Source organism: Streptomyces sp. NPDC002701 (genome assembly GCF_042889045.1).
Classification (GTDB): Bacteria; Actinomycetota; Actinomycetes; order Streptomycetales; family Streptomycetaceae; genus Streptomyces.
In genome coordinates, this window is record NZ_JBIAQL010000018.1 from 1 (window position 1) to 20,285 (window position 20,285).

Below are 20,285 nucleotides of genomic sequence, written 5' to 3' on the forward strand. Positions count from 1 at the left end.
CCACCTGTTCTCCGTCGGCCGCGACGGCCGCACCGTCACCCTCGTCCGCTGGGGCCAGATGGGCGACCTCGAGGACGCCCCGCTGACCGCCTTCCGCACCACGACGAAGACCGCCGTCAACAAGCTCCACTGACCCGGGGGCTCCTCCGAGGGCTGACCACAGCTCGACAGCGGCGCGGCCGGAACCCGGGCGCGCCGCTGTCGTGCCCACCTGCTCCGCCGGCGGCGACCACTTCCTGGCCTTCACCAGCATCGCCTGCACCCTCTTCTGCTACCGCAGACTCGCCAAGTGGGATGGTCTCTCAGCGTCAGGAACGTAGCCGCGCTTCCTGGAGCAGCTACGTCGAACAGCCGACACCGAAGAAGGCGACGATGTCGTTGCGATGTGCGGGCTGCTGAAGACGATCACCATCCGCATGCCACACACCGATGGTCCTCTCCTGCTGGCCGGGCAGGTACGGGTGAGGCGGCGATGGACCTGTGCAGTGCCGTGCTCGCCGCCGTTCTGCCTTGTTGGCAGGCTGGTCGGAGTCGGTGCGTTCGCCGACGCGGCCATCGGCGAGAGGCGTGGCTGGAGTTGATGCGCCCCAGCGCCATGCATTTTCCGGCCTTTACGGACGCTGGCTTCGTCGCCGAACGCACCGCCGTTCACCCCGCCCTGGGGACGTCCCTACTTGTCGACCGTGACGCTCGTTTGACGCTCCAGGCACTCACACGCAGGACGGCGAGCTCAGAAACTAGCTCTGACCTGGACTTTTCCGTGACCCGCTCAAGGTGACAGCTTTCGATGACGCCGCACGTGGTGCCCTTCCATGCGCCGGGACGGCCTCCACCCGCTGCACGGTATGGGCGCGATCCACCGGCCGCCGGGTCCTGGTCGTCGGCCTGGGGGGACAGGGACTGTGTCGTCGTAGGCGCGATGCCATCCACTCGCCCTGCGGGGGACGCCGCTGAAGGTCCGAGCTCCCGGGGCCCCGTCAGCTGGAAGCGTGCCCTCTGCGGAGTGTGCCGGTCGTGCGGTCGCCCACGCGGGTGGAGGGAAGGGGGACTCGCACCGCCTCGCGCCGTAACGCGCGCGCGATGGCGCGCGCTTCGATGCCGGCCTGACGAAGGACACCCGTGAGTGGATTGGTGTATCCGGTGAAGTACAGGCGCGCGGCTTCGGGATGGGTCAGTGCCCCTACGGCGAGGGGTTGCCCGTCCTCGTCGAGTACGCCCAGGGACCCGACCAGGTTGCGCAGGTTGGGCTGGTACCCGGTGGCGGCGATGACCGTGTCGGGTCGCAGGCGGGTGCCGTCGGCCAGTAACACGTCGGGGCCGTCGAACGCCTGGACGGCCGCGACCGGCTCGACCCGCCCGGACCGGACGGCGTCCACGAAACCATGGTCGAGCACCGGGTTGACTCCTTCGCGGGCATTGCGGGTGTACAGGCCCGTGCGGGGCCGCGGCAGTCCGCGGGAGGTCAGGTCGGGCACCGCGAGACGTTGCGTGAGCAGGGAGGTGCGGTCGCGCCACGTGAGCGGGAGGATCTCCGTCAGCCGGCCGACCGCGTGCCATCGGGCACTGGAGCGGGGAAGGATGTTGGGTGGGGTACGGACTGCGATCCGCACCCGTTCGGCTCCCTCCCCGGCGAGGACGCCGGCGATCTCGGTACCGCTGTTACCGGCGCCGACCACCAGGACGTGCTGCCCGCGGTAGGGGGCCGGGGAGAGGTAGTGGGCCGAGTGGAGCAGCGTGCCGGTGAAGGTCGAACGCCCCGTCCAGTGCGGGACGTTCGGGGTGTGGCAGCGGCCGGTGGCCACCACGACCGCATCAGCGGTCATTGGGCCGTCGTGGGTGTGAACCAGCCACTGTGCTCCTGAACCCGGCTCGGCCCGTTCGATGCGCTGCACCAGGGTGGTCACCCGGACGTCGAGTCGGTGATGGGCGACGTAGCTCTCCAGGTATCGCACATAGTCGTCCCGGCTCACCCACGGGCCTGCTTGGCGCGGCACCGGCAGGCCGGGGAGGCTGGAGGTGCCGGGAGTGGTGTGCAGGCGTAGATGGTCGTAGCGCTGCGCCCAGCTCGCTCCCACCCGGGCCGATCGTTCCAGGATCACGGTCGGCACCCCGGAGCGGCGCAGTACTGCGGCGGCCGCCAGGCCGTGAGGGCCCGCTCCGATCACGATCGTGGGAGGGCTGAGGTTTTGCTGCGGTGTCGAGGGCATCGCCTCCTACAACGGCGGACCGCGGAGCGGGTCACGCTCGACGGGGAGGTGCCGAGCCTGTCAAGTCGTGATGTCGGCTGCTCAACGGAACAGCGGAGGGCTGCCGTTACACCAGCGGTACGGACTCGTTGGACACCGGGCAGCAGCGCGCCGCCTCGCGCGGCGGATCGGTCCGCCGAGGGCCGGACCGTCCGGGCTGTCCGGGCCGCGCGCGGATGAGCGTTCATGAGCCGGGCAGGCCAGGGGACATGAGCCTGCGCGGCCTCGGCCTCTGCGGCGGGCTCCGGGTCGGCTCGCTCCACCTGTCCGGTCATTCGAGGGGCTCATGTGCAGGCAGTAACGACGCCCCACCGGCCACGGCTGCGGATCAGCGGAGTCTGCAAGGCGTACGGCGACAGGCAGATCCTGCGCGATGTGGATCTCGACGTGCCTGCCGGGACGTTGGTGGGAGTCGTCGGCGAGAACGGCGCGGGCAAAAGCACTCTGCTGCAGATCGCCGTAGGAAACCTTGCGCCCGATCGTGGAACGGTGACACGGACCGGAGCGGTCGGGTACTGCCCGCAACGGGCGGTGCTCAACGACGCGTTCACCGTCGGACAGCATCTGCGGTTGTTCAAGATGGCCTACCGGCTGCCGACCCTGGAGCGCGCCGGCGAGCTGATGGAGCTGCTGGCGCTGACCGGTTGCCGTCGCCAGCAGGTCGGCGAGCTCAGTGGCGGAACGCGACAGAAGCTGAACCTGCTAATCGCTCTCATGCACGATCCGCAGTTGCTGGTCCTGGACGAGCCCTACCAGGGCTTCGACTGGGACACCCATCAGCGGTTCTGGGCCCTGGCCGCCGATCTGCGTGATCAGGGCCGGTCGATCATCGTGGTTTCGCACCTGCTGCACGACCTGCACCACTTCGATGCGATCGCTCATCTGCGCCAGGGGCGTCTGCACTTCGAGGAGTCGAACCGTTGAGGCTTTCCTGGACGGCATTCACCGAACTGCTGCGCTGCACCCTTCGGGGCCACCTGCGCAACCGGCTGGCCCTGGTTCTGGCGGTCGCGTTCATTCCCATCTGGATTTTCGTGGCGCGTTTGTGCACCTCCGACCAAGTGGTGCGTATCCGGCTGGACGCCATCAGCACCCCGGTCTTCGCCCCGGCCAGCCAGGCGGGCCAGGTGGCCAGCGCGCTGGGCGCCATCACCATGGTCGCCGGCTTCATCGCCTTCACCGAGACCTTCCAATCGCGGGAGGTGGACCGCCGTCTGCTGCTGGCCGGCTACCCCCGGCTGCCGATGCTGCTGGCGAAGCTTGCCGCCGTCGCCCTCACTGCCGCGCTGCTGGCCCTCTACACGACGATCCTGCTGTGGATCTCCCTGCCCGTACGCCACGCAGTACCCCTGGCGCTGGCCCTCGCGGGCGCCGGCCTCGTATACGGCGGCATCGGCCTCCTGCTCGGCTCTCTGGTCCGCGGCGAGCTGGAGGGCTTCTTCTTCATCATCATGTTCAGCCTGGTCGACACCGGCCTGCAGAATCCCGTCTTCAACACGCTCATGGATGTGGCAGGGGTGTCCGCGCTTCCTCTGTACGGCGTGAACCAGCTGGCGCTGAGCTCAGCCCTCACCTCGCAGAGTGCCTGGTCCCACAGTCTGCTCTCCCTCACCTGGTCCGCAGCGACCGGTGCCCTGGCGCTGCTCGTCCTCCACACCCACCGCCCTTCCCGCGCCTCGTGGTCCCGCAGAACAAGAGTCCGGACAGGGCGATCACGGTGAGGGAGTCTTCCTCCAGGCCCCCTGATCGGTGGCAGGTTCCGCGCGATGGCGCCAGGACCTCAGGTTGACGGTGCCGAGGTCAACACCACCCAGGAGATGTGCCGCCTCATGACCCGCCACACCGCAGCCCCGGCCCAGCCCTCACGCCCGGCACATGAACCCGTCCCGTCGCTTCGACCTGCCGGCCTCTGGCCTCAAGACGATCGAGGAGGGCGGAACATCCAGGTCGGCGTGGCCGCGGCGGCGGTAACACGACGGTCGGCAAAGAGCCGGGGCGGGATGGTGCCTCTCCCCCCGCACCGCGATCTGATGGTGCGCATCGGCGACTGTTTCGCCGACCACCACAACGGTGACGGTGGCTGGCCCTGCCCGCCTCACAGAGCAAGTCAGTTGAGATGTCACCCGATCGTGCGGCAGATCCGTGTGTTCCACTCACTGGGAGGTTCTAAGCCTCCGCGACCACGGGCGTGCCGGACAGTTCCACGCCAACCTGGCTGAGTTCGTCGCGAGCCTGCTGGATCGTGTCGTGGTGTACGCCGGCGGTCAGGCCCAGCAGGACTCGGGTGGTGAATCCTGCTGCGGCGGCGTCCAGGGCGGTGGCCTTCACGCAGTGGTCGGTGGCGATACCGACGACGTCCACGGTGGTGACGCCGTGCTCGCGCAGCCACGCGGTCAATCCCCTCCCTTCCTCGTCGGCGCCTTCGAAACCGCTGTAGGCGGCCTCGTAGGCACCCTTGTAGAAGACAGCGTCAAGGGCTCCGGCGTGGACGGCGGGGAGGAAGTCCGGGTGGAAGTCGGAGCCTTGCGTGCCGGCCACGCAGTGCACGGGCCAGGAGGTCTTGAAGTCGGGGGTGTCGGAGAAATGGTCTCCTGGGTCGATGTGGTGGTCCCGGGTCGCCACGACGTACTGATACCCGGCTTCTGCCGCGCGTCCGGCCAGGTCGCGGACTTTGACGGCGACCAGGGCGCCGCCTGCCACGGGAACACTGCCGCCTTCGCAGAAGTCGTTCTGCACGTCCACCACGATCAGTGCTCGTCCCATGTTCCTGTCCTCCGGTTCGGCGTTCACGTCGTTCATGGATCTACTGCTCGCCGTCGGCATCTGGCCTCGGCGTCTCGTAGGCGTAGGCGAGGGCGGTGTCGAGGAGGTGGCGCAGCTGGGCCGGTGTCGGGGCGACGGCGGTGGCGATGAGGGCCTTCGGGTCGGCGAGAGGGGTCAGTACCGCGTGTCCCTCGGCCGGGTCGTCGCCGATGACATGCGGCTCCTGGGGCGTGCCCAGCCCAGGATCGACCAGGAGGAGCTGCCCCGTCGCCCGGTGGGATCCGAGGACGGCCGGGCCGTCCCACGCCGGCGCCGGGTAGCCGTAGGCGGACTGCTGGTCGAGGAGCGGTCGTCCGCCGCGGCGTACGGCCAGGCGGGTGGTGAGGTGGCCCGGCACCTCGCCCGAGCGGCCCAGGAGTTGTTCCTCCCGCATGACCAGACGGGAGGTGGGGGCGAGGTCGACGGTGAACGTCTGGTGCAGGGTGCTGCCCCGGGTACTGATCAAGGGTTCGGGCAGCCAGTGCAGGGTCGCGTCGTCGTCCACCCTGATCCGTACGTCATACGTAGCGGGGATGGTGGTGGGGCCTCGCAGGGCGATGGTGGCGGCGGCCGTGGTCACCTCCAGTCGGGCCCGTGTCCCGGCGGTGATGTCGAGGGCGAGCCGGTCTCCGCCGAGTGGTGCGCTCATCGCGCCGAGTACACAGACACGTGCCTGCTCTCCGCGGGCCCGTAGCCGGCGCAGGTGGAAAGGACCGTCGCTGTGCAGGAGCGGAACCGTCGTGGTGCGGCCGTTGTGGGCGGCCCGGATCCGGGCGGTCGCGGTGACGCCGGACGGGTCCGCCGGGGCGGATTCGGTGGAGTGCCGACCGTGGGGGCCACCGTCGGCCCGCAGCGGTTCGTCGGCCGGCGCCGGAATCACGGCCTGCGTCTTCGCGGTGGTGAGGTTCACCGGGTGGATCCGGTGGAGTGCCAGGTGGCGAGGCAGCTGGTGACCCAGTCGGCGATTGGTTGGATGCCGTCGGGGGTGGTGAGGCTGGTGAAGGCGTACGGCAGGTCCCCCCGCTGCCGGCGGGTGTCGGCCCTCATGGTGTCCAGGTCGGCTCCCACATACGGTGCCAGGTCGGTCTTGTTGACCACGAGGAGGTCGGCGGTGGTGATGCCGGGGCCGCCCTTGCGGGGGATGTCGTCACCGCTGGCCACGTCGATGACGAAGACCTGGCTGTCGACGAGCCCGCGGGAGAAGGTCGCGGTGAGGTTGTCTCCTCCGGACTCGATGAGGATCAGGTCGAGCGGGCCCAGGTCCCCTTCGAGCTGCTCGACGGCTTCGAGGTTGGCGGAGATGTCGTCGCGGATGGCGGTGTGCGGGCAGGCTCCGGTCTCCACGGCGGTGATGCGCTCCGGTGGCAGCACGGCCTCACGGCGCAGGAAGGCCGCGTCCTCCTGGGTGTAGATGTCGTTGGTGACGACGGCGATGGACAGCCGGTCGCGCAGGGCGCGGCACAGGGCGGCCACGGTTGCGGTCTTGCCCGAGCCGACGGGCCCGCCGAAGCCGATGCGCAGGGCGCGGCGGCCGCCGTCAGCGAGCAGCGGTTCGACGCTGTGGGTGTGGCGGTGCGGCATCGTCACGGGGTGGTCGAGGTGCACGAGGAGGCTCCATGCGTCGGTCGGGGCTGGTCAGGAGGCGAAGAGCCGGACGGTCCAGGCGGCGTGCTGCTCGCTGGTGATGTCCAGCAGGGGAGCGGAGGCGGCGGGCAGGACGCCGACGCCCTCGGCGGTGACGCGGCGCGCCGCGGCGTCCGCGGCGTCCGCGACGGTGTCGAGTTCGCCGGCGAGCCGTGCCAGGACGGCGGTGGCGTCGAGTGGGTCCAGGCTCAGCAGGCGTACCGCGGCGGTCGCCGGGCCGCCGACGCTCTCGTAGGCGGCGGCCCGGGCGGCGTCGAGCGGGGCGAGTCCGGCGGCGCGGGCGGTGACGCCGAGCACGACCGGCTGGTGGGCGCCCTGGGGCCGGTGTCGGGCGAGGTGGTCGAGGTCGGTGCTGGGCCAGGTGGCCCGGGCCGCGCGCATCAGTTGCCGGCCCAGACGGCGTGCGATGCGGCGCAGCGCCGCTACGGGGGCGCGGGTGTTGGCGGCCTCGTCCAGGGCGAGGGCGTCGTAGCCGTCGGCGGCGGCTGCGGCGAGGCCGGCGGCGACCAGTCCGGCGGTATGCAGCCGGCCCCGGCAGAACGCCTCCAGGCTCGCGGTGTCGTGGACCCGGCCGGAAGCGACGGCGGCCTCCATTCCGCCCGAGTGGGCGTGCCCGCCGGCGGGGAAACGGCCGTCGGCCAGGACGAGTAGGGCAGTGCGGCTCATGGGGTGACGGGACCGCCTTTCGCGAGGAGGTGCCGGAATCGGTCACGCGGGCCTGACCGGCCCCGGCCGTGGTGGTCGGAATCAGAAGCTGTGGTGGTCAGAAGAGGAAGTACCGCTGTGCCAGGGGCAGTTCGGTGGCGTAGTTGCGTCCGACTTCCTGCCCGTCGACCGTGGTGCGGACGTCGGAGGTGGTGGCGCCGCCGATGGTGACGTCGAAGGTGTCGGGGTCGATGTCGATCTTCGGGACGCCGTTGTTGTGGACCATGTCGGCCTTGGTGACCTCCCGGGTGGAGCGGATCGGGCGCAGGGGCTTGAGCAGCCCGATCCGGGAGAGTTCGCCGTCCAGGGCTGCCTCGGCCACGAAGTTGAAGGAGTTGGCCGCCGGAGCGCGGCCCTTGAAGCCCCAGACGGGGCGCGGGAGGTAGGGCTGCGGGGTGGGGATGGAGGCGTTGGCGTCGCCGATCTGGGCGTAGGAGATCTGGCCGCCCTTGATGACCATGTGCGGCTTGACGCCGAAGAACTTCGGTTCCCACAGCACCAGGTCGGCGAGTTTGCCGGTTTCGACGGAGCCGACCTCGTGGTCGATGCCGTGGGTGATGGCCGGGTTGATCGTGTACTTGGCGACGTAGCGGCGGGCACGGAAGTTGTCCGCGCGCGCGTCGTCCTCGCGCAGGTGGCCGTAGCGGGACTTCATGACGTGCGCCGTCTGCCAGGTCCTCATGATCATCTCGCCGATGCGGCCCATGGCCTGGGCGTCGGAGGACATCATCGAGATGGCGCCCATGTCGTGCAGCAGGTCCTCGGCGGCCATGGTGGAGGGCCGGATCCGGGAGTCGGCGAACTTCATGTCCGCCTCGACCTCCGGGTTGAGGTGGTGGCACACGATCATCATGTCGACGTGCTCCTTGACGGTGTTGACCGTGAAGGGCCGGGTGGGATTCGTCGACGCGGGCAGCACGTTCGGCTTGCTCGCGAGGCTGATCATGTCGGGGGCGTGGCCGCCGCCGGCGCCCTCGATGTGGAAGATGTGCAGGCTCCTGTACGTGGCGTCCTTCGTCCTGCGGTCCTTCTTGGTTGCGGCGAAGGTGTGGTGCACGAAGCCGGACTCGTTCAGGGAGTCGGCGTGCAGGGCGACCTGGACCCCGGTCTCCTCGCACACGTTCAGCGCCGCGTCGATCACGGCCGGCGTCGCGCCCCAGTCCTCGTGGATCTTGAAGCCGAGGGCGCCGGCCGCGACCTGGTCGTGCAGCGCCTTCTCGGAGACGGTGCTGCCCTTGGCGAGCAGGCCGATGTTGACCGGGAAGGCGTCGAGCGCCTCGAACATGCGCTGGATGTGCCACTTGCCTGGTGTAACGGTCGTGGCCGTGCTGCCCTCGGCGGGCCCGGTGCCCCCGCCGATCAGCGTCGTCACTCCCGAGGGGACCGCCTCGTGGATTTGCTCCGGGCACAGGAAGTGCACATGGGTATCCACGCCGCCCGCGGTCAGAATGCGGCCCTTGCCGGAGATCACCTCTGTCTCGGGCCCCACGACGAAGGCCGACGCGCGCGGGTCGCGGCTGGCCGGCGGCGTCATGGTCTCGGGGTTGTACGCCTTGCCGATGGCCCGGATGCGGCCGTCGCGCAGCCCGACGTCGGCCTTGACCACGCCCCAGTGGTCCAGGATCAGAGCGCCGGTGATCACGGTGTCCACCGGTTCGCGGGGGTCGTCGCGGGGGATGTGCGACTGGCCCATCGACTCGCGGATCACCTTGCCGCCGCCGAAGACCATCTCGTCCCCGCTGATCCCCGGGCCGCCGCACCAGTCGGCGTCGATGCGCAGGACGAGATTGGTGTCGGCGAGCCGGACCCGGTCGCCGGCGGTCGGCCCGTACAGGTCGGCGTAGCGGGAACGCAGCAGTGGGTCCCAGGGCTTGTCCTTCTTGGCCTTGTTCTTCTCAGTCCTGTCCGGCATCGAGGTGCTTCTCCTCTTCGCTCTTGTCGGCCTGCAGCCCGTGGACGATCCGCTCACCGGCGATCGGCACCAGCATCACGGTGCGCTTGTCGCCGGGCTCGAACCGTTCGGATGTACCGGAAGGAATGTGCAGCCGCATTCCGTGGGCGGCCTCACGGCGGAACTTGAGTCCCTCGTTGGCCTCGGCGAAGTGAAAGTGGGAGCCCACCTGGATCGGACGGTCCTTGGGGTTGCGCACCACCAGCGGCACGGGCGTCGTGCCTTCGTTGAAGACCACCCGGTGTTCGTCCTCGTCCGGCAGCAGTTCCGGCTTGCCGGGATGAATGTCCACCTTGGTGGACGCCTCATCGAACGGATCGTGGATGGTCACCAGCTTCGTGCCGTCCGGGAACGTCGCCTCGACCTGGACGTTGTCGATCATCTCCGGCACGCCGTCCATGACCTCGCTGCGCTGCAGCACACGGCGCCCGGACTCCATCACCGCATCAACCGTTGCCCCGGCCCGTGCCTCCTCATAGACGTGCGCCGTCAACAGCGCCATGACCTCGGGATAGTTCAACAGCAGACCGCGTTCACGCCGCCGCTGGGCGACATCGGCCGCCACGTGGATCAACAGACGTTCCTGCTCATGCGGAGTCAGATGCACTCCGGTCCCCCTTCTCCTGCCCGTCGCTGCGCCCGCGCGGCAGGCATCACAAAGCGGAACAAAGGGATGCCACCGGTCGCGCCTGTCGTAGACCGATCCTGAAAGAGGGAGGGAACCCATGGACAGTGAAACGGTCTGGTCGGCCCGGATGGAGTGAACCGGGGTCAAAGGGAGCATGCGGGGCGCAACACCCGCGTGCGGGGCGGAGAGGCATCGGCTGATCCCGTGAGCAAGCCCTCACTGTCTTGGCAGGTAGAGGTTTCCCCCCCCGGCGGATCCTCCGCCAGGTCGGCGAAGAAATCGGCGCTGGCACGCGTCGGCGGGCAGCCGGCAGGAACGGGCGAACTGCTCGTCACCACCACCTGGCTGCACCAGGCCGGTGGTGAGCATGGTGAACGGCCAGGTGAGCTGATCGATGTATGCCTGGTAGTCGGATTCGTCGACGAAGCCGGGGAAGCCCAGATCGATCTGCGTACTCTCCAGATAGGACTCGACCCATCGCCGCGGCAGGCCACGCTCTGCGGAGGTGTGCAGGAAAGCCCGGAGCAGCGGGTGCCTCACCCGGCCGGTGTCCAACCCCGTCCGCACCAGGCCCACCCACCGCTCGAAGCGTCGCCGGCGCTCCTCAAGGGCGCCCGAATCACACACATCGTCGGTGAAGGAAGCGAACGCGAAGCCGACGAGCAGATGCGGCTGGGGATGCCGCCGGCGCCAGAACCCGAGCAGCCGCGTAGGCCGCCGGATCACTACGTATGAGGAACCGCGCCACGTGACCGTAGTCGGCTCGCAGCCGCCGCCCTTCCACTCCTGCCGCATCCAGACACCGCCGCCACAAGCGCACGGGCTTCCCTCGCTCACATGCAGAGGTGTGCAGGCAGGACTAGGGCTCCGGTTCGGGGCCGGCTGCGCCTCGCCGGCGGCGGTGCGTGCTATTGCCTCGTACGCACCTGGGAACCGAGAGTGCAGCTCGACCGAGCCACAAGGGCTACGCCGTGGTCCGAGGTCTTGGGTGGCTGGTATCACCTCGCCACCTAGATACCAGCCCGGTATCATCCTTGTATGGCGATGACACTCCGACTCCCCGACGACCTTGACGCGAAGCTCACCGAGCGGGCTCGCCGGGAGGGCCGCAGCAAGCAGGAACTTGCCATCGAGGCCATCCGCGACGCCCAGAACCGGGCCGAGCTGAAGGTTGATGACGTCCTGGCCGAACTCATGGACAGCGATGCGGAGATCCTGGACTACCTGAAGTGACGGACGTGCGCTACATCCAGCTCGACGAGATCCTGGCCATCGCCCGCACGGTCAACGGTACCGAACACAGCGTGCGTGACATGGGGCTTCTGGTGTCGGCGATCGAGCGACCCCGGACGAACGTGTTCGGAACCGAGCTGTATCCCACGCTGCACGAGAAGGCCGCAGCGCTGTTGCACTCCGTCGCCCGCAATCACGCGCTGATCGACGGCAACAAGCGCACCGCCTGGCTGGCCATGCGCGTCTTCCTACGGTTCAACGGCGTCAGCGCCAGCACCCTCCCGCCCCCCGTTTCCATTGCCGGCCCGTTCGTCGAGGACGTGGCGCAGGATGACATCGATGTACCGGCCATTGACAAGCGGCTGTCGGCCTGGTTCCCCATTTCCTGACGTTCGACTTCCTGACGTTCGACGTCGTGAGGTACGGGACGGAATCAGGTTCCGTAAGCAGCGCCGCCTTCGCCGTCGGGTCCGAGAGGGCATCGGGCCATGGCACCGCCCGATTGTCGCCGGTTGAAACCACTGTTCCGTGACTCGCCCCTGAATGTCGGCGCCGCCCTCTACGGTGGGGATCCGGATGCCATCAGGACAGCGGGGAGGAACGACAGGCGTGCGCAGGGTGCCACCGGAGATGTTCCGGTTCGCGACGGTGGAGAGGTCCGATCTGTACGGGGCGGTACTGGACGTCTTCGGCGTGGCCGGTGAACACCTGGAGACAGCGCTGGGGCTCGACGCGGTGCGGGAGCGGCTGCGTGGAATCGGCTGGGTGGCGGCGATCGAGGACGAGGATCTGCATGAGGCACTCAGGAAGCTCGTGCAGTGGGAACTCCTGGACGTGGTGCACAACCATGCGGAGAACTACCGCACGGCCGAGGAATACGAACGGCGCAACCTGCAGTATTCGCTGACCCGCCGTGGCGAGGCCGCTCTCGCCGGCCTGCGGCACGCACTTGAGGTTCTCGCCTCCACGGGCGCGCTGCAGACGGCCGTACTGGAGGCGATCGCCGACCGGCTCGACGAACTGTGCCTGCTCTCCGCCGAACCCGCGTCGGCTGATCGGCGGATCTTCAGCACCCTGCGGGAGCTGGAAGGGCATCTGGACGCTCTGATGGAGAACACCAAGGCGTTCAACGGTGAACTGCAGCGCCTTCTGCGCGCCGAGGGCGCGGATCTGGAGGTGTTCCGCGAGGTGAAGGCGGCCACGGTCACGTATCTGCAGGAGTTCCTGGTCAACCTCGACCGGCGTGGGCAGGCGGTCGCCGCTGCCCTGGCCCGGGTGGAGGAGCGGGGGACCGCCGTACTGCGTGAGCGGGCCCTGCGCGGGGCTGAGCTGCCGCCGATGGCCGGTGAGGATCCCGCGGCCGGCTGGCTGGAGAGCAGGCGGGCTCGCTGGACGGGCCTGCGCGCGTGGTTCCTGGCGGACGACGGTGCACGGCCCCGGATCGAGCAACTGCACGACATCGCCCGGCGGGCCATCGTCTCACTCTTGCAGGTTCTGGAACGGATCAACGAGTCGCGGCGGCGCTCCTCCAGCGCCGTGCAGGACTTCCGGGAACTGGCACGCTGGTTCGCGGCGGCCCCTGTGGAAGAGGACCTGCACCGGCTGTGGTCGGCGGCCTTCGGACTCGGTTCTGCCCGCCACGCTCATCTGGCCCACTCCGACCCCGAGCTGATCCCGTCGTCCCGTTCCTGGTCCGAGGCCCCACCGGTGGAGGTTTCGGCGCTGCTGCGGACCAGCGGACGGACGGAGCGGTTCACTCGCACGGCCAAGGTGCGGGACGTTGCGGCCGTCAGAGCGGAGCGTGCCGAGCGGGCTCGTGCGGAGCGGGCGGAACTCGCCCTCGCCTGGCAGGCGCTGGAGACAGACGGACCTGTTCGGCTGTCCTCCTTCGGCACGTTGGATCGCGCCGTCTTCGACCGTTTGCTCGACCTGTTCGGCCGCGCCCTGGCCGCCCGGCCGGACGCGAGCGGCTTGAGGCGCGCCACGACGGGAGACGGCCGAGTGGAGATCACCCTGGCGCCGCCTTCCGATGGGCGCACCGCCGTACTGCACACGGCGAAGGGCTCACTGACCGGACCGGACTACGTCGTCCACATCACGGCGGCGGGTGGAGCGAGCGCCTCCTCGGCCCTGCGTGCCGCGCCGCAGGAGGCTGCGGGATGAGTAACCTCGCCAACCAACTGGCGGCCGTGGAAAGGGAGGAGATCGCCCGTGCCATCCGGCTCCTCCTGGCCCGACCCCTGCTCACCGAGACCGCTGACCCGGCCGGCTTCGAACTGGTACGACGCCGTCGCGAGCCGCTGGCCCAGTGGTTCGACTACACCTGCGGCTGGAGCCTGGTGGTGGAGCCCCGCCGCGGTTACGCCCGCCTCACCAAGGTGCGCGCCGACCCGGACGGCTCCCGCCCGGCTCGCAGGGCGCGTTCTGGCCGGGCTCCGTTCGACCGCCTGCGGTACGTGCTGCTGTGCGTGACCGCGGCCGAACTGCTGTCGATGCCGATGACGACCATCGGCATGCTCGCCGACCGTGTCGTGCAGGCCACAGCGGCCGACCGGGCACTGGCCGCGTTCGACCCGGTCCGCAAACCGGAGCGGATGGCGTTCGTCGACGTACTCAAGCTGCTGGAGTCGTACGACGTCCTGCGCGCGGTGGACGGCGCGACCGATGCGTACGTCGAGTCCGCGGAGGCCAAGGTCCTCTACCGCGTGGACACCACCCTGCTGATGCGGTTGCCCGCCGCGCCCGTCGGCGCCTCCCGGCTCGCCGTGCCCCCGGACGAGGTGCCCGCGCGGTTCGGCGAACTCCTCACCGGCCTGGTACGGGAGCGCCGCTACGGCGGCGCGGTCGTCGACGGGACGACCGACGACCCACCCGGCGAGAGCGCCGCCACCGACGCACAACGCAATCTGCGGCTGCGCCACTCCGTGCTGCGTCGCCTCTTCGACGACCCCGTGCTGCACCGGACGGACCTCACCGAGGACGAGCTGGCCTACGTCTTGTCCCTGACCGGACGACAGATCATGCGTCGCTCGGTCGAACAGGCCGGCTTCCTCCTGGAGGAACGCGCGGAGGGCTTCCTGCTCGTGGACCCGGACGGGATCGCCACCGATGTCCGCTTCCCCGACGACACCTCCACCGCCAGGGTCGCCGCACTGCTCCTTCTGGAGCCGCTCTGCGCCACACCCGCCGGAATGCTGCCCGAACAACTCGCCGAGGCCGGAGCGGGTCTGCTGCGCCGCTTCCCGCGCTGGGCCAAGGCGTATCAGTCCGAGGACGGCGCGGTGCGGCTCTCCGACGACGCGGTACGCGTCCTGCGTGATGTCGGACTCGTCCGCGCGGCTGGAGGACGTGTCGTCGCCTGCCCGGCCGCCTACCGCTATCGGCTCACGGAGACGACGAGTCCGGATCCGGATGACGAGCGCGGGTCGGGGCGGGATGTGAGCCGGCGCGAGAAGTCGGGCGCCGTGGTTTCCAGTGGCGTTGAGGCAGAAGAGGAGCAGCAGTGAGTGTGACCGAGCTTCCGGTTCCGCGGCGGCCCGAGTCCGCCGAATCGCACGCGGCAGCGGCGACGGCGGTGGATGCGGCCCGCAGCCGCTGGCAGCCGCATCGCGCGGGCATCCTCAACGTCTGGCGCTACTACGACGAGACCTTCACCTTCCACCAGGGCCGCCTGCTGCTCCGCGGCCAGAACGGTTCGGGCAAGTCCAAGGCCCTGGAGCTTCTGCTGCCCTTCCTCTTCGATGCCAGTCTGCGCCCCAACCGCCTCTCCACGTTCGGCGGTTCGGAACGCACCATGCACTGGAACCTGCTCGGTGAAGGCGCCTCCGGCAAGACCCGTGTCGGGTACGTGTGGATGGAGTTCTGCCGCGTCGGCGAGGACGGCGCCGAGCGGTGGTTCGGCTGTGGTGCGCGTCTGCAGGCGAGCGTGCACACCAGCGGGGTACATGCCGACTACTTCACCACCGGCTCCAGGATCGCCCACCCTGCCGGCGTGTTCCTTGTCAACGAGGCGGGACAGCCGCTGACACGCGCGGCGCTGATCGAGGCCCTGCGCGACCGTGGCGACGTCCATGCCTCGGCCACCGACTACCGCACGGTCGTACGACGTGAGTTGTTCGCCGGCATGGGGGAGCAGCGTTATGAGTCGCTCTTGTCCGCCCTGCTTCAGCTGCGTCAGCCCAAACTGTCCGAACGGCTCGATCCGTCCCTGCTCTCCACCCTGTTGTCGCGCGCCCTTCCCCCCTTGGGCGAAGGCGAGATCGCTGAACTCGCCGAAGGCTTCGAGCGACTGGACCGTCAGCGTGAACACCTCAAACAGCTCGACGACGAGGTGACAGCGGCCGAGACCGTCGCATCCCTGCAGCGCGCCTACGCACGACGGGTCCTGCGTGCCGGCTCGGCCGCGCTGATCTCGGCGACCACGGAGATGGACGACCTCACCCGCGCCGCCCGCCAGAGCGCCGCAGAACTCGAACAGGCGCTGACGGAAAGGGAGTCGGCTCAGGCCAGGCGCGAGGAAGAGGAACTGCGCGCGCACGCCCTGGAGGAGACCGTCGAAGGACTGCGTGAGAGTGACGCGTACAAGCAGGGCGAGGAACTCGACCGGCTGCGCCGTCGTGCGGAAGAAGCGGCAGCCGTCGCCGGGCGACAGCGTGCCACCGCACAGGCCACGCAGATCAGCGCCGAGGATGACCAGAGGTACGCCGACGAGGCGGCGGCGCAGGCCCGCACCTTCGACGAGCACGCGCGCGAAGCCGCCGAGGAAGCACGCCGGTCGGCTCGAGCGGCGGGTATGGATTCGATTCATCATGAGGTGAAGACGCTCCTCGACAGGGATTCCGTAAGAAACTTCGCAGACAGCCCATGGCACGGGACCGGTGACCGTCGGCCCCTGGGCTCGGCCGGTACACCCACGGCGGGCAAGGACGGGGCACGACAGGCCCGCCGGCTGCTGCGGGGAGCGGTCACCGCCCGACACCAGCAGGTCGTCCTTGTCACCGAGGCGATGGACGAGCACGATCGCGCGGTACGCGACCGGGGTGTGGCCGAGGGTCTGCTGGAGGATGCCCGCAGCCGGCTCGCGGAGGCGATCGCCCGACGGGACGAGGCGTCCCAAGCCTGGGACGGTGCCCTTGTTGTACACGAGGAACGGCTGTTCGCCTGGGCCGAAGACTGCGCGGAACTGCACATCGCCGACGCCGGGGAACTGGCGGCCAGAGCCGCGACCGAGGCCGAGGTCACGGCGCTGGTCGATGCCGCGGCACGCCCGCTGGAACAAGAGATCGCCACAGCGGAAGCCACCGCGCGAGCCGCACGTCTGAAACTGCAGGACGAGCGGCGCCGACTTGAGGACGAAGTCCGACGGCTGAGCGTCGAGACCGACCTGCCGCCTTCGCCCCCTCCCACCCGCACCGCCGTCCGCACGGTGACGGCGGGCGCACCCCTATGGCGACTGGTCGCCTTCCACGAGGGTGTTCCGCTCCCCGTGCAGGCCGCGGTGGAGGCGGCACTGGAGGCATCGGGCCTCCTGGACGCCTGGGTCAGCCCCTATGACGGAATCGCCCTGCCGGGGCACGACACCCGGGCCGAGGCCGCCCTGGCCCAGACCGCCCCGGGGACCAGCCTGCTGGAGGTGCTGAAAGCCGAGGACGACATTCCCGTCCCGGCCGACACCGTCATCCGCATCCTCGCCGGTGTCGCGTACGGCACCTCACTGCCCGGCGGTCACCCCGCGGCCGTCTCAGCCGACGGTGCCTGGCGTCTCGCGCTCGCCACCGGAACGTGGAGCAAGCCGGAACCCGCATACATCGGTACCCTCGCTCGACAACGGGCCCGGCAGCACAGGATCGGTGAACTGACCGAGCACATCAGCGAGACGAACGCCTCCATGGCCGCGCTCGACGACCAACTGCGGGGCCTCGGCGCCCGCCGCGCCCGGCTGGACGCAGACCGCGAGGCCCGTCCCGACCACCAGGAACTGGACTCCCGTCGGCGTGACTGGGACCGAGCCGAGGAGAAGGTGGCTGCCAGAGACGATGCCGTGCGCGACGCGGCCGCCCATCTGTCCCGGTGCGAGACCAAGGTGACAGGCGCTCTGCGCACGCTCGACCGTCGGGCGGCTGAACACGGACTGCCCACCGACCGCGACCGGTTGCATGAGCTGTCCTCCGACATCGACAGGTTCAGGGACACCAGTGACGGCTGGGTGGATGCCCGCCTCACCGCGACCGCTGCCGCCGACAGGGACCGTCAGATCACCGCGCAGGCAGACCGCTCACGCCGAGCCGCCGAAGAGCAGTCCGAGAACGCCGCCGCCGCCGAGACCGAGGCGGCGGGACTCAAGGCACGCTTGGAGGCGGTGGAGGCCACCGTCGGCGAGGACTACCGGCAGATCGTCGCGCGCGTCGCCGAGGCGCGTGCCGAACTGCGGCGCTGCCGTGAGGAGACCCGCCGGGCGGCCGAGCTCCTCCTGAGCCTCGAAGGCCGTATCGGAGGTCTGCGGGCAACCAGCGGCCAGGATGCCGCACGGCGGGAGCGAGCCGTCGCCGACCGTGACCGCGCGGCGCACCGGTTCCGGCATCTGTGCCTGGTGGGACTCGCGGAGGATGCGGGCATCACACCGGAACTCGACGCCGCAGACGGCACGAAGGCCACCCTGGAGGCCGCCCGTGCCACAGCAGCGAGGTGGCCAGGCATCCCGTACGCCCCACGCAACCTGGGTGATGCCGCGACCCGCCTTTCCGAAGCGGTCCATGGAGCACGCCAGTGCCTCGGCGCCCGTGCCGACCTGGATCTGGAGCCCGACGACGACATCCAGCTGTTCACCGCCACTCTGGACGGCATGCGGGTGGGGGCAACGGGCCTGCTCGCCACGCTCACCCAGGAGCGCGACCGCAGTCGTGACGACATCACCACCGCCGAGCGGAGTCTCTTCGACCAGATCCTCACCGGCGACATCCGCCGTCACCTCGCCGCCCGCATCCGACAGGCCGGCGAACTCGTCCATCGTATGAACGGGCATCTGGAGCGGGTCCGAACCGCCTCCAACGTCGCCGTCCAGCTCGTCTGGGACGTCCGTCCGGATCTCCCTGAAGGCACCCGCACCGCCCGTCAGCTGCTGCTCAAGGACCCCGGCCGGGTCAACGAGAGCGACCGGGAGGCCCTGCACCGCTTCTTCCGAGCCCGTATCGAGGAGGCCAAGAGCAGCGACACGGCCGCGAGCTGGGAGGAGCAGCTCGGCGAGGTGCTCGACTACACCGCCTGGCACCGATTCACCGTGCGCCTCGATCGGGCGAACGGAAACGGCTGGCAGCCGCTGACCAAGAAGCTGCACGGCGCACTCTCCGGTGGGGAGAAGGCCATCGCCCTGCACCTGCCACTGTTCGCCGCAGTCGCCGCCCACTACGAGGCCGTGCCACTGGCACCACGACCCATCCTGCTCGACGAGGTCTTCGTCGGAGTGGACGCAGTCAACCGCGGACAGGTCTTCGCCCTGCTCACCGCACTCGACCTTGATCTCATGGTCACCTCCGACCACGAGTGGTGCACCTACGGCGAACTACCCGGCATCGCTGTCCACCAACTCCTCATCGACGGGGACGACGACGCTGTCACCAGCGCTCGCTTCGTCTGGAACGGCACCGATCTGGAGGCAGGATGACCCACACGGAAGCGGCCCAGGGCGAACGCACCCTGAGCCGTCCCGAACTCCGCCCGCTCTGGCAGACGGTCCACAGCCGGCTGTCCTCCGGCCGCCCCGTCACACGGGTGCGCCTCGGACCGCTCGACGAAGCTCAGCGCGAGGCGCTTGCCGACCTTCTCGGCCTGGATCGTCTGCCGGATCCGCGCCCCTTCGTCGCTCTGTCGCGCCTGGAGGAGGCCGTCACCGAACTGTCCGGCCGCACGGTCCGTGAAACCGTCACCGAACTTGTGGGCCCCCTCGGGGACCGCGCGTCCGACCGCCGCCGCGAAGAAACCGAACGCGCCGAGCTGTGGGCATGGTTGGACGATCACGCCACCGTGCGGGCCCAGCCCGCGCTCGCCGAATGGACCGCGTCGTGCCGAGCTGCCGGCCTGGTCGGTGGATCACCGGAACTGACCCGCACTCTGCTCGCGGACGCGTTGACCGTACTCGCCGAATGCCCGGCTCAGGCCGAGCCCCTGCCCGTCTTCGCTGCCCGGATCCTGAAGGGCGATTCCCACGCGCTCGACGACGGCACCCGCCTGTCCACCCTTGTCCTCCGTGCCCTGGCGACCCTCCATGACACCGCTGCGCCCGAGTCCGCGGCGGACCGGCGCGCCTTGTGGACTCGCGCGGGCATTGCCGACGACGACCTGTCGGCCACCGTCCTCGTCGGTGGACTACGCCCGGTCGGTGAAGGTCCGCTCGCTCGTGTGACCCGGGCTTGTGCCCAGGCCGGTCAGGCCGCCAGCCTGACGCTCGCCCAGTTGCGGGCCCCGGGCGAGTTCACCCTCGCCCTGGATCCCGCACCCGTCGTCCACGCCGTCGAGAACCCCAGCATCCTGGCTCTGGCCGTACGCCGCTTCGGCCCGGACTGCCCTCCGCTTGTGTGCACATCCGGCTGGCCCAACAGCGCGGTCATCCACCTCCTCCGCCTTCTCGCAGACCACGGCGCCGTCCTCCGCTACCACGGCGACTTCGACGGCGAAGGCATCCGCATCGCCGCCTACCTCCTGGACAAGACGCCGGCCCGCCCCTGGCGCATGTCGGCGACGGACTACCGGGCCGCAGTCGCCCGCACACCGCACGGACCTGAGCCGGGCCGCCTCACCGAAGCTCCCTGGGATCCAGAGCTGACCCGTGCCATGGCCGAACATGGCACCGCCGTGGTCGAGGAACTGGTGGCCGACGCCCTCTTGGCGGACCTGATCGAAGCGGCTGGTTGAGTGAGCTGATCCGGCCGGTCGTGACGCTCATTTGACGCTCTGGGCGTCCTCACGCTCCTCGGCGAGCTGAGAAGGCTGCTCTCACCTGGTCTTTTCCACATCCTGCTCAGGCCGACATCTTCTCGATGACGCATCATGTGGAGTGCGTGGCGATCTTGGAGCCGGTGGC

Annotated in this window: 16 protein-coding genes; 8 read left to right on the forward strand and 8 right to left on the reverse strand. The window is 69.7% G+C overall.

Features of this window, described 5'->3' with window-relative positions:
• Window positions 1-977: 977 nt before the first annotated feature.
• Window positions 978-2,207, reverse strand: a complete 1,230-nt coding sequence (locus ACFYXC_RS32380) for a flavin-containing monooxygenase (protein ID WP_389555657.1) — start codon at window positions 2,205-2,207, stop codon at window positions 978-980.
• A 360-nt stretch (window positions 2,208-2,567) separates the two neighbouring features.
• Here ACFYXC_RS32380 and ACFYXC_RS32385 point away from each other — a divergent pair, with 360 nt between their 5' ends.
• Window positions 2,568-3,170 (forward strand): ABC transporter ATP-binding protein, encoded by a 603-nt coding sequence (locus ACFYXC_RS32385; RefSeq protein ID WP_389555815.1) that lies wholly within the window; start codon window positions 2,568-2,570, stop codon window positions 3,168-3,170.
• Complete coding sequence (locus tag ACFYXC_RS32390) at window positions 3,167-3,967, forward strand: hypothetical protein (RefSeq protein ID WP_389555659.1); 801 nt, start codon at window positions 3,167-3,169, stop codon at window positions 3,965-3,967. Before ACFYXC_RS32385 ends, ACFYXC_RS32390 begins: the two co-directional genes overlap by 4 nt.
• Window positions 3,968-4,412: 445 nt before the next feature.
• Here ACFYXC_RS32390 and ACFYXC_RS32395 read toward each other — a convergent pair whose 3' ends face one another.
• The 7 genes from ACFYXC_RS32395 to ACFYXC_RS32425 all read right to left on the reverse strand — a co-directional run bounded on the left by ACFYXC_RS32395 (window position 4,413) and on the right by ACFYXC_RS32425 (window position 10,771).
• Entirely contained in the window at window positions 4,413-5,009 is a 597-nt protein-coding gene (locus ACFYXC_RS32395) for an isochorismatase family protein (protein WP_389555817.1), read from the reverse strand.
• 40 nt (window positions 5,010-5,049) lie between these two features.
• Window positions 5,050-5,958 (reverse strand): urease accessory protein UreD, encoded by a 909-nt coding sequence (locus ACFYXC_RS32400; RefSeq protein ID WP_389555661.1) that lies wholly within the window; start codon window positions 5,956-5,958, stop codon window positions 5,050-5,052.
• Window positions 5,955-6,653, reverse strand: coding sequence for an urease accessory protein UreG (gene ureG / locus ACFYXC_RS32405; protein ID WP_389555662.1), 699 nt, complete (start codon window positions 6,651-6,653; stop codon window positions 5,955-5,957). Before ureG ends, ACFYXC_RS32400 begins: the two co-directional genes overlap by 4 nt.
• A 30-nt stretch (window positions 6,654-6,683) precedes the next feature.
• The gene (locus ACFYXC_RS32410; protein ID WP_389555663.1) at window positions 6,684-7,358 is read right to left on the reverse strand and encodes an urease accessory protein UreF; all 675 of its coding nucleotides are present in this window, start codon (window positions 7,356-7,358) and stop codon (window positions 6,684-6,686) included.
• A gap of 97 nt (window positions 7,359-7,455) precedes the next feature.
• Window positions 7,456-9,309, reverse strand: a complete 1,854-nt coding sequence (locus tag ACFYXC_RS32415; RefSeq protein WP_389555665.1) for an urease subunit alpha — start codon at window positions 9,307-9,309, stop codon at window positions 7,456-7,458.
• On the reverse strand, window positions 9,293-9,955 hold the full coding sequence (locus tag ACFYXC_RS32420) for an urease subunit gamma (protein ID WP_389555667.1): 663 nt from the start codon (window positions 9,953-9,955) through the stop codon (window positions 9,293-9,295). The genes ACFYXC_RS32415 and ACFYXC_RS32420 overlap by 17 nt, the downstream gene beginning before the upstream one ends.
• Before the next feature lie 237 nt (window positions 9,956-10,192).
• Window positions 10,193-10,771, reverse strand: a complete 579-nt coding sequence (locus ACFYXC_RS32425) for a squalene/phytoene synthase family protein (protein ID WP_389555669.1) — start codon at window positions 10,769-10,771, stop codon at window positions 10,193-10,195.
• A gap of 243 nt (window positions 10,772-11,014) precedes the next feature.
• Here ACFYXC_RS32425 and ACFYXC_RS32430 point away from each other — a divergent pair, with 243 nt between their 5' ends.
• The 6 genes from ACFYXC_RS32430 to ACFYXC_RS32455 all read left to right on the forward strand — a co-directional run bounded on the left by ACFYXC_RS32430 (window position 11,015) and on the right by ACFYXC_RS32455 (window position 20,116).
• Complete coding sequence (locus ACFYXC_RS32430) at window positions 11,015-11,209, forward strand: ribbon-helix-helix protein, CopG family (RefSeq protein WP_037672007.1); 195 nt, start codon at window positions 11,015-11,017, stop codon at window positions 11,207-11,209.
• On the forward strand, window positions 11,206-11,598 hold the full coding sequence (locus ACFYXC_RS32435; RefSeq protein WP_389555671.1) for a type II toxin-antitoxin system death-on-curing family toxin: 393 nt from the start codon (window positions 11,206-11,208) through the stop codon (window positions 11,596-11,598). The genes ACFYXC_RS32430 and ACFYXC_RS32435 overlap by 4 nt, the downstream gene beginning before the upstream one ends.
• A gap of 241 nt (window positions 11,599-11,839) precedes the next feature.
• Window positions 11,840-13,372, forward strand: coding sequence for a TIGR02677 family protein (locus ACFYXC_RS32440; RefSeq protein WP_389555818.1), 1,533 nt, complete (start codon window positions 11,840-11,842; stop codon window positions 13,370-13,372).
• A complete protein-coding gene (locus ACFYXC_RS32445; protein ID WP_389555673.1) occupies window positions 13,369-14,715 on the forward strand; it encodes a TIGR02678 family protein in 1,347 nt (448 codons plus the stop codon). Before ACFYXC_RS32440 ends, ACFYXC_RS32445 begins: the two co-directional genes overlap by 4 nt.
• Window positions 14,712-18,869 (forward strand): TIGR02680 family protein, encoded by a 4,158-nt coding sequence (locus tag ACFYXC_RS32450; RefSeq protein WP_389555675.1) that lies wholly within the window; start codon window positions 14,712-14,714, stop codon window positions 18,867-18,869. The genes ACFYXC_RS32445 and ACFYXC_RS32450 overlap by 4 nt, the downstream gene beginning before the upstream one ends.
• Window positions 18,866-20,116 (forward strand): TIGR02679 family protein, encoded by a 1,251-nt coding sequence (locus ACFYXC_RS32455; protein WP_389555677.1) that lies wholly within the window; start codon window positions 18,866-18,868, stop codon window positions 20,114-20,116. The genes ACFYXC_RS32450 and ACFYXC_RS32455 overlap by 4 nt, the downstream gene beginning before the upstream one ends.
• The last annotated feature ends 169 nt before the right edge of the window (window positions 20,117-20,285 follow it).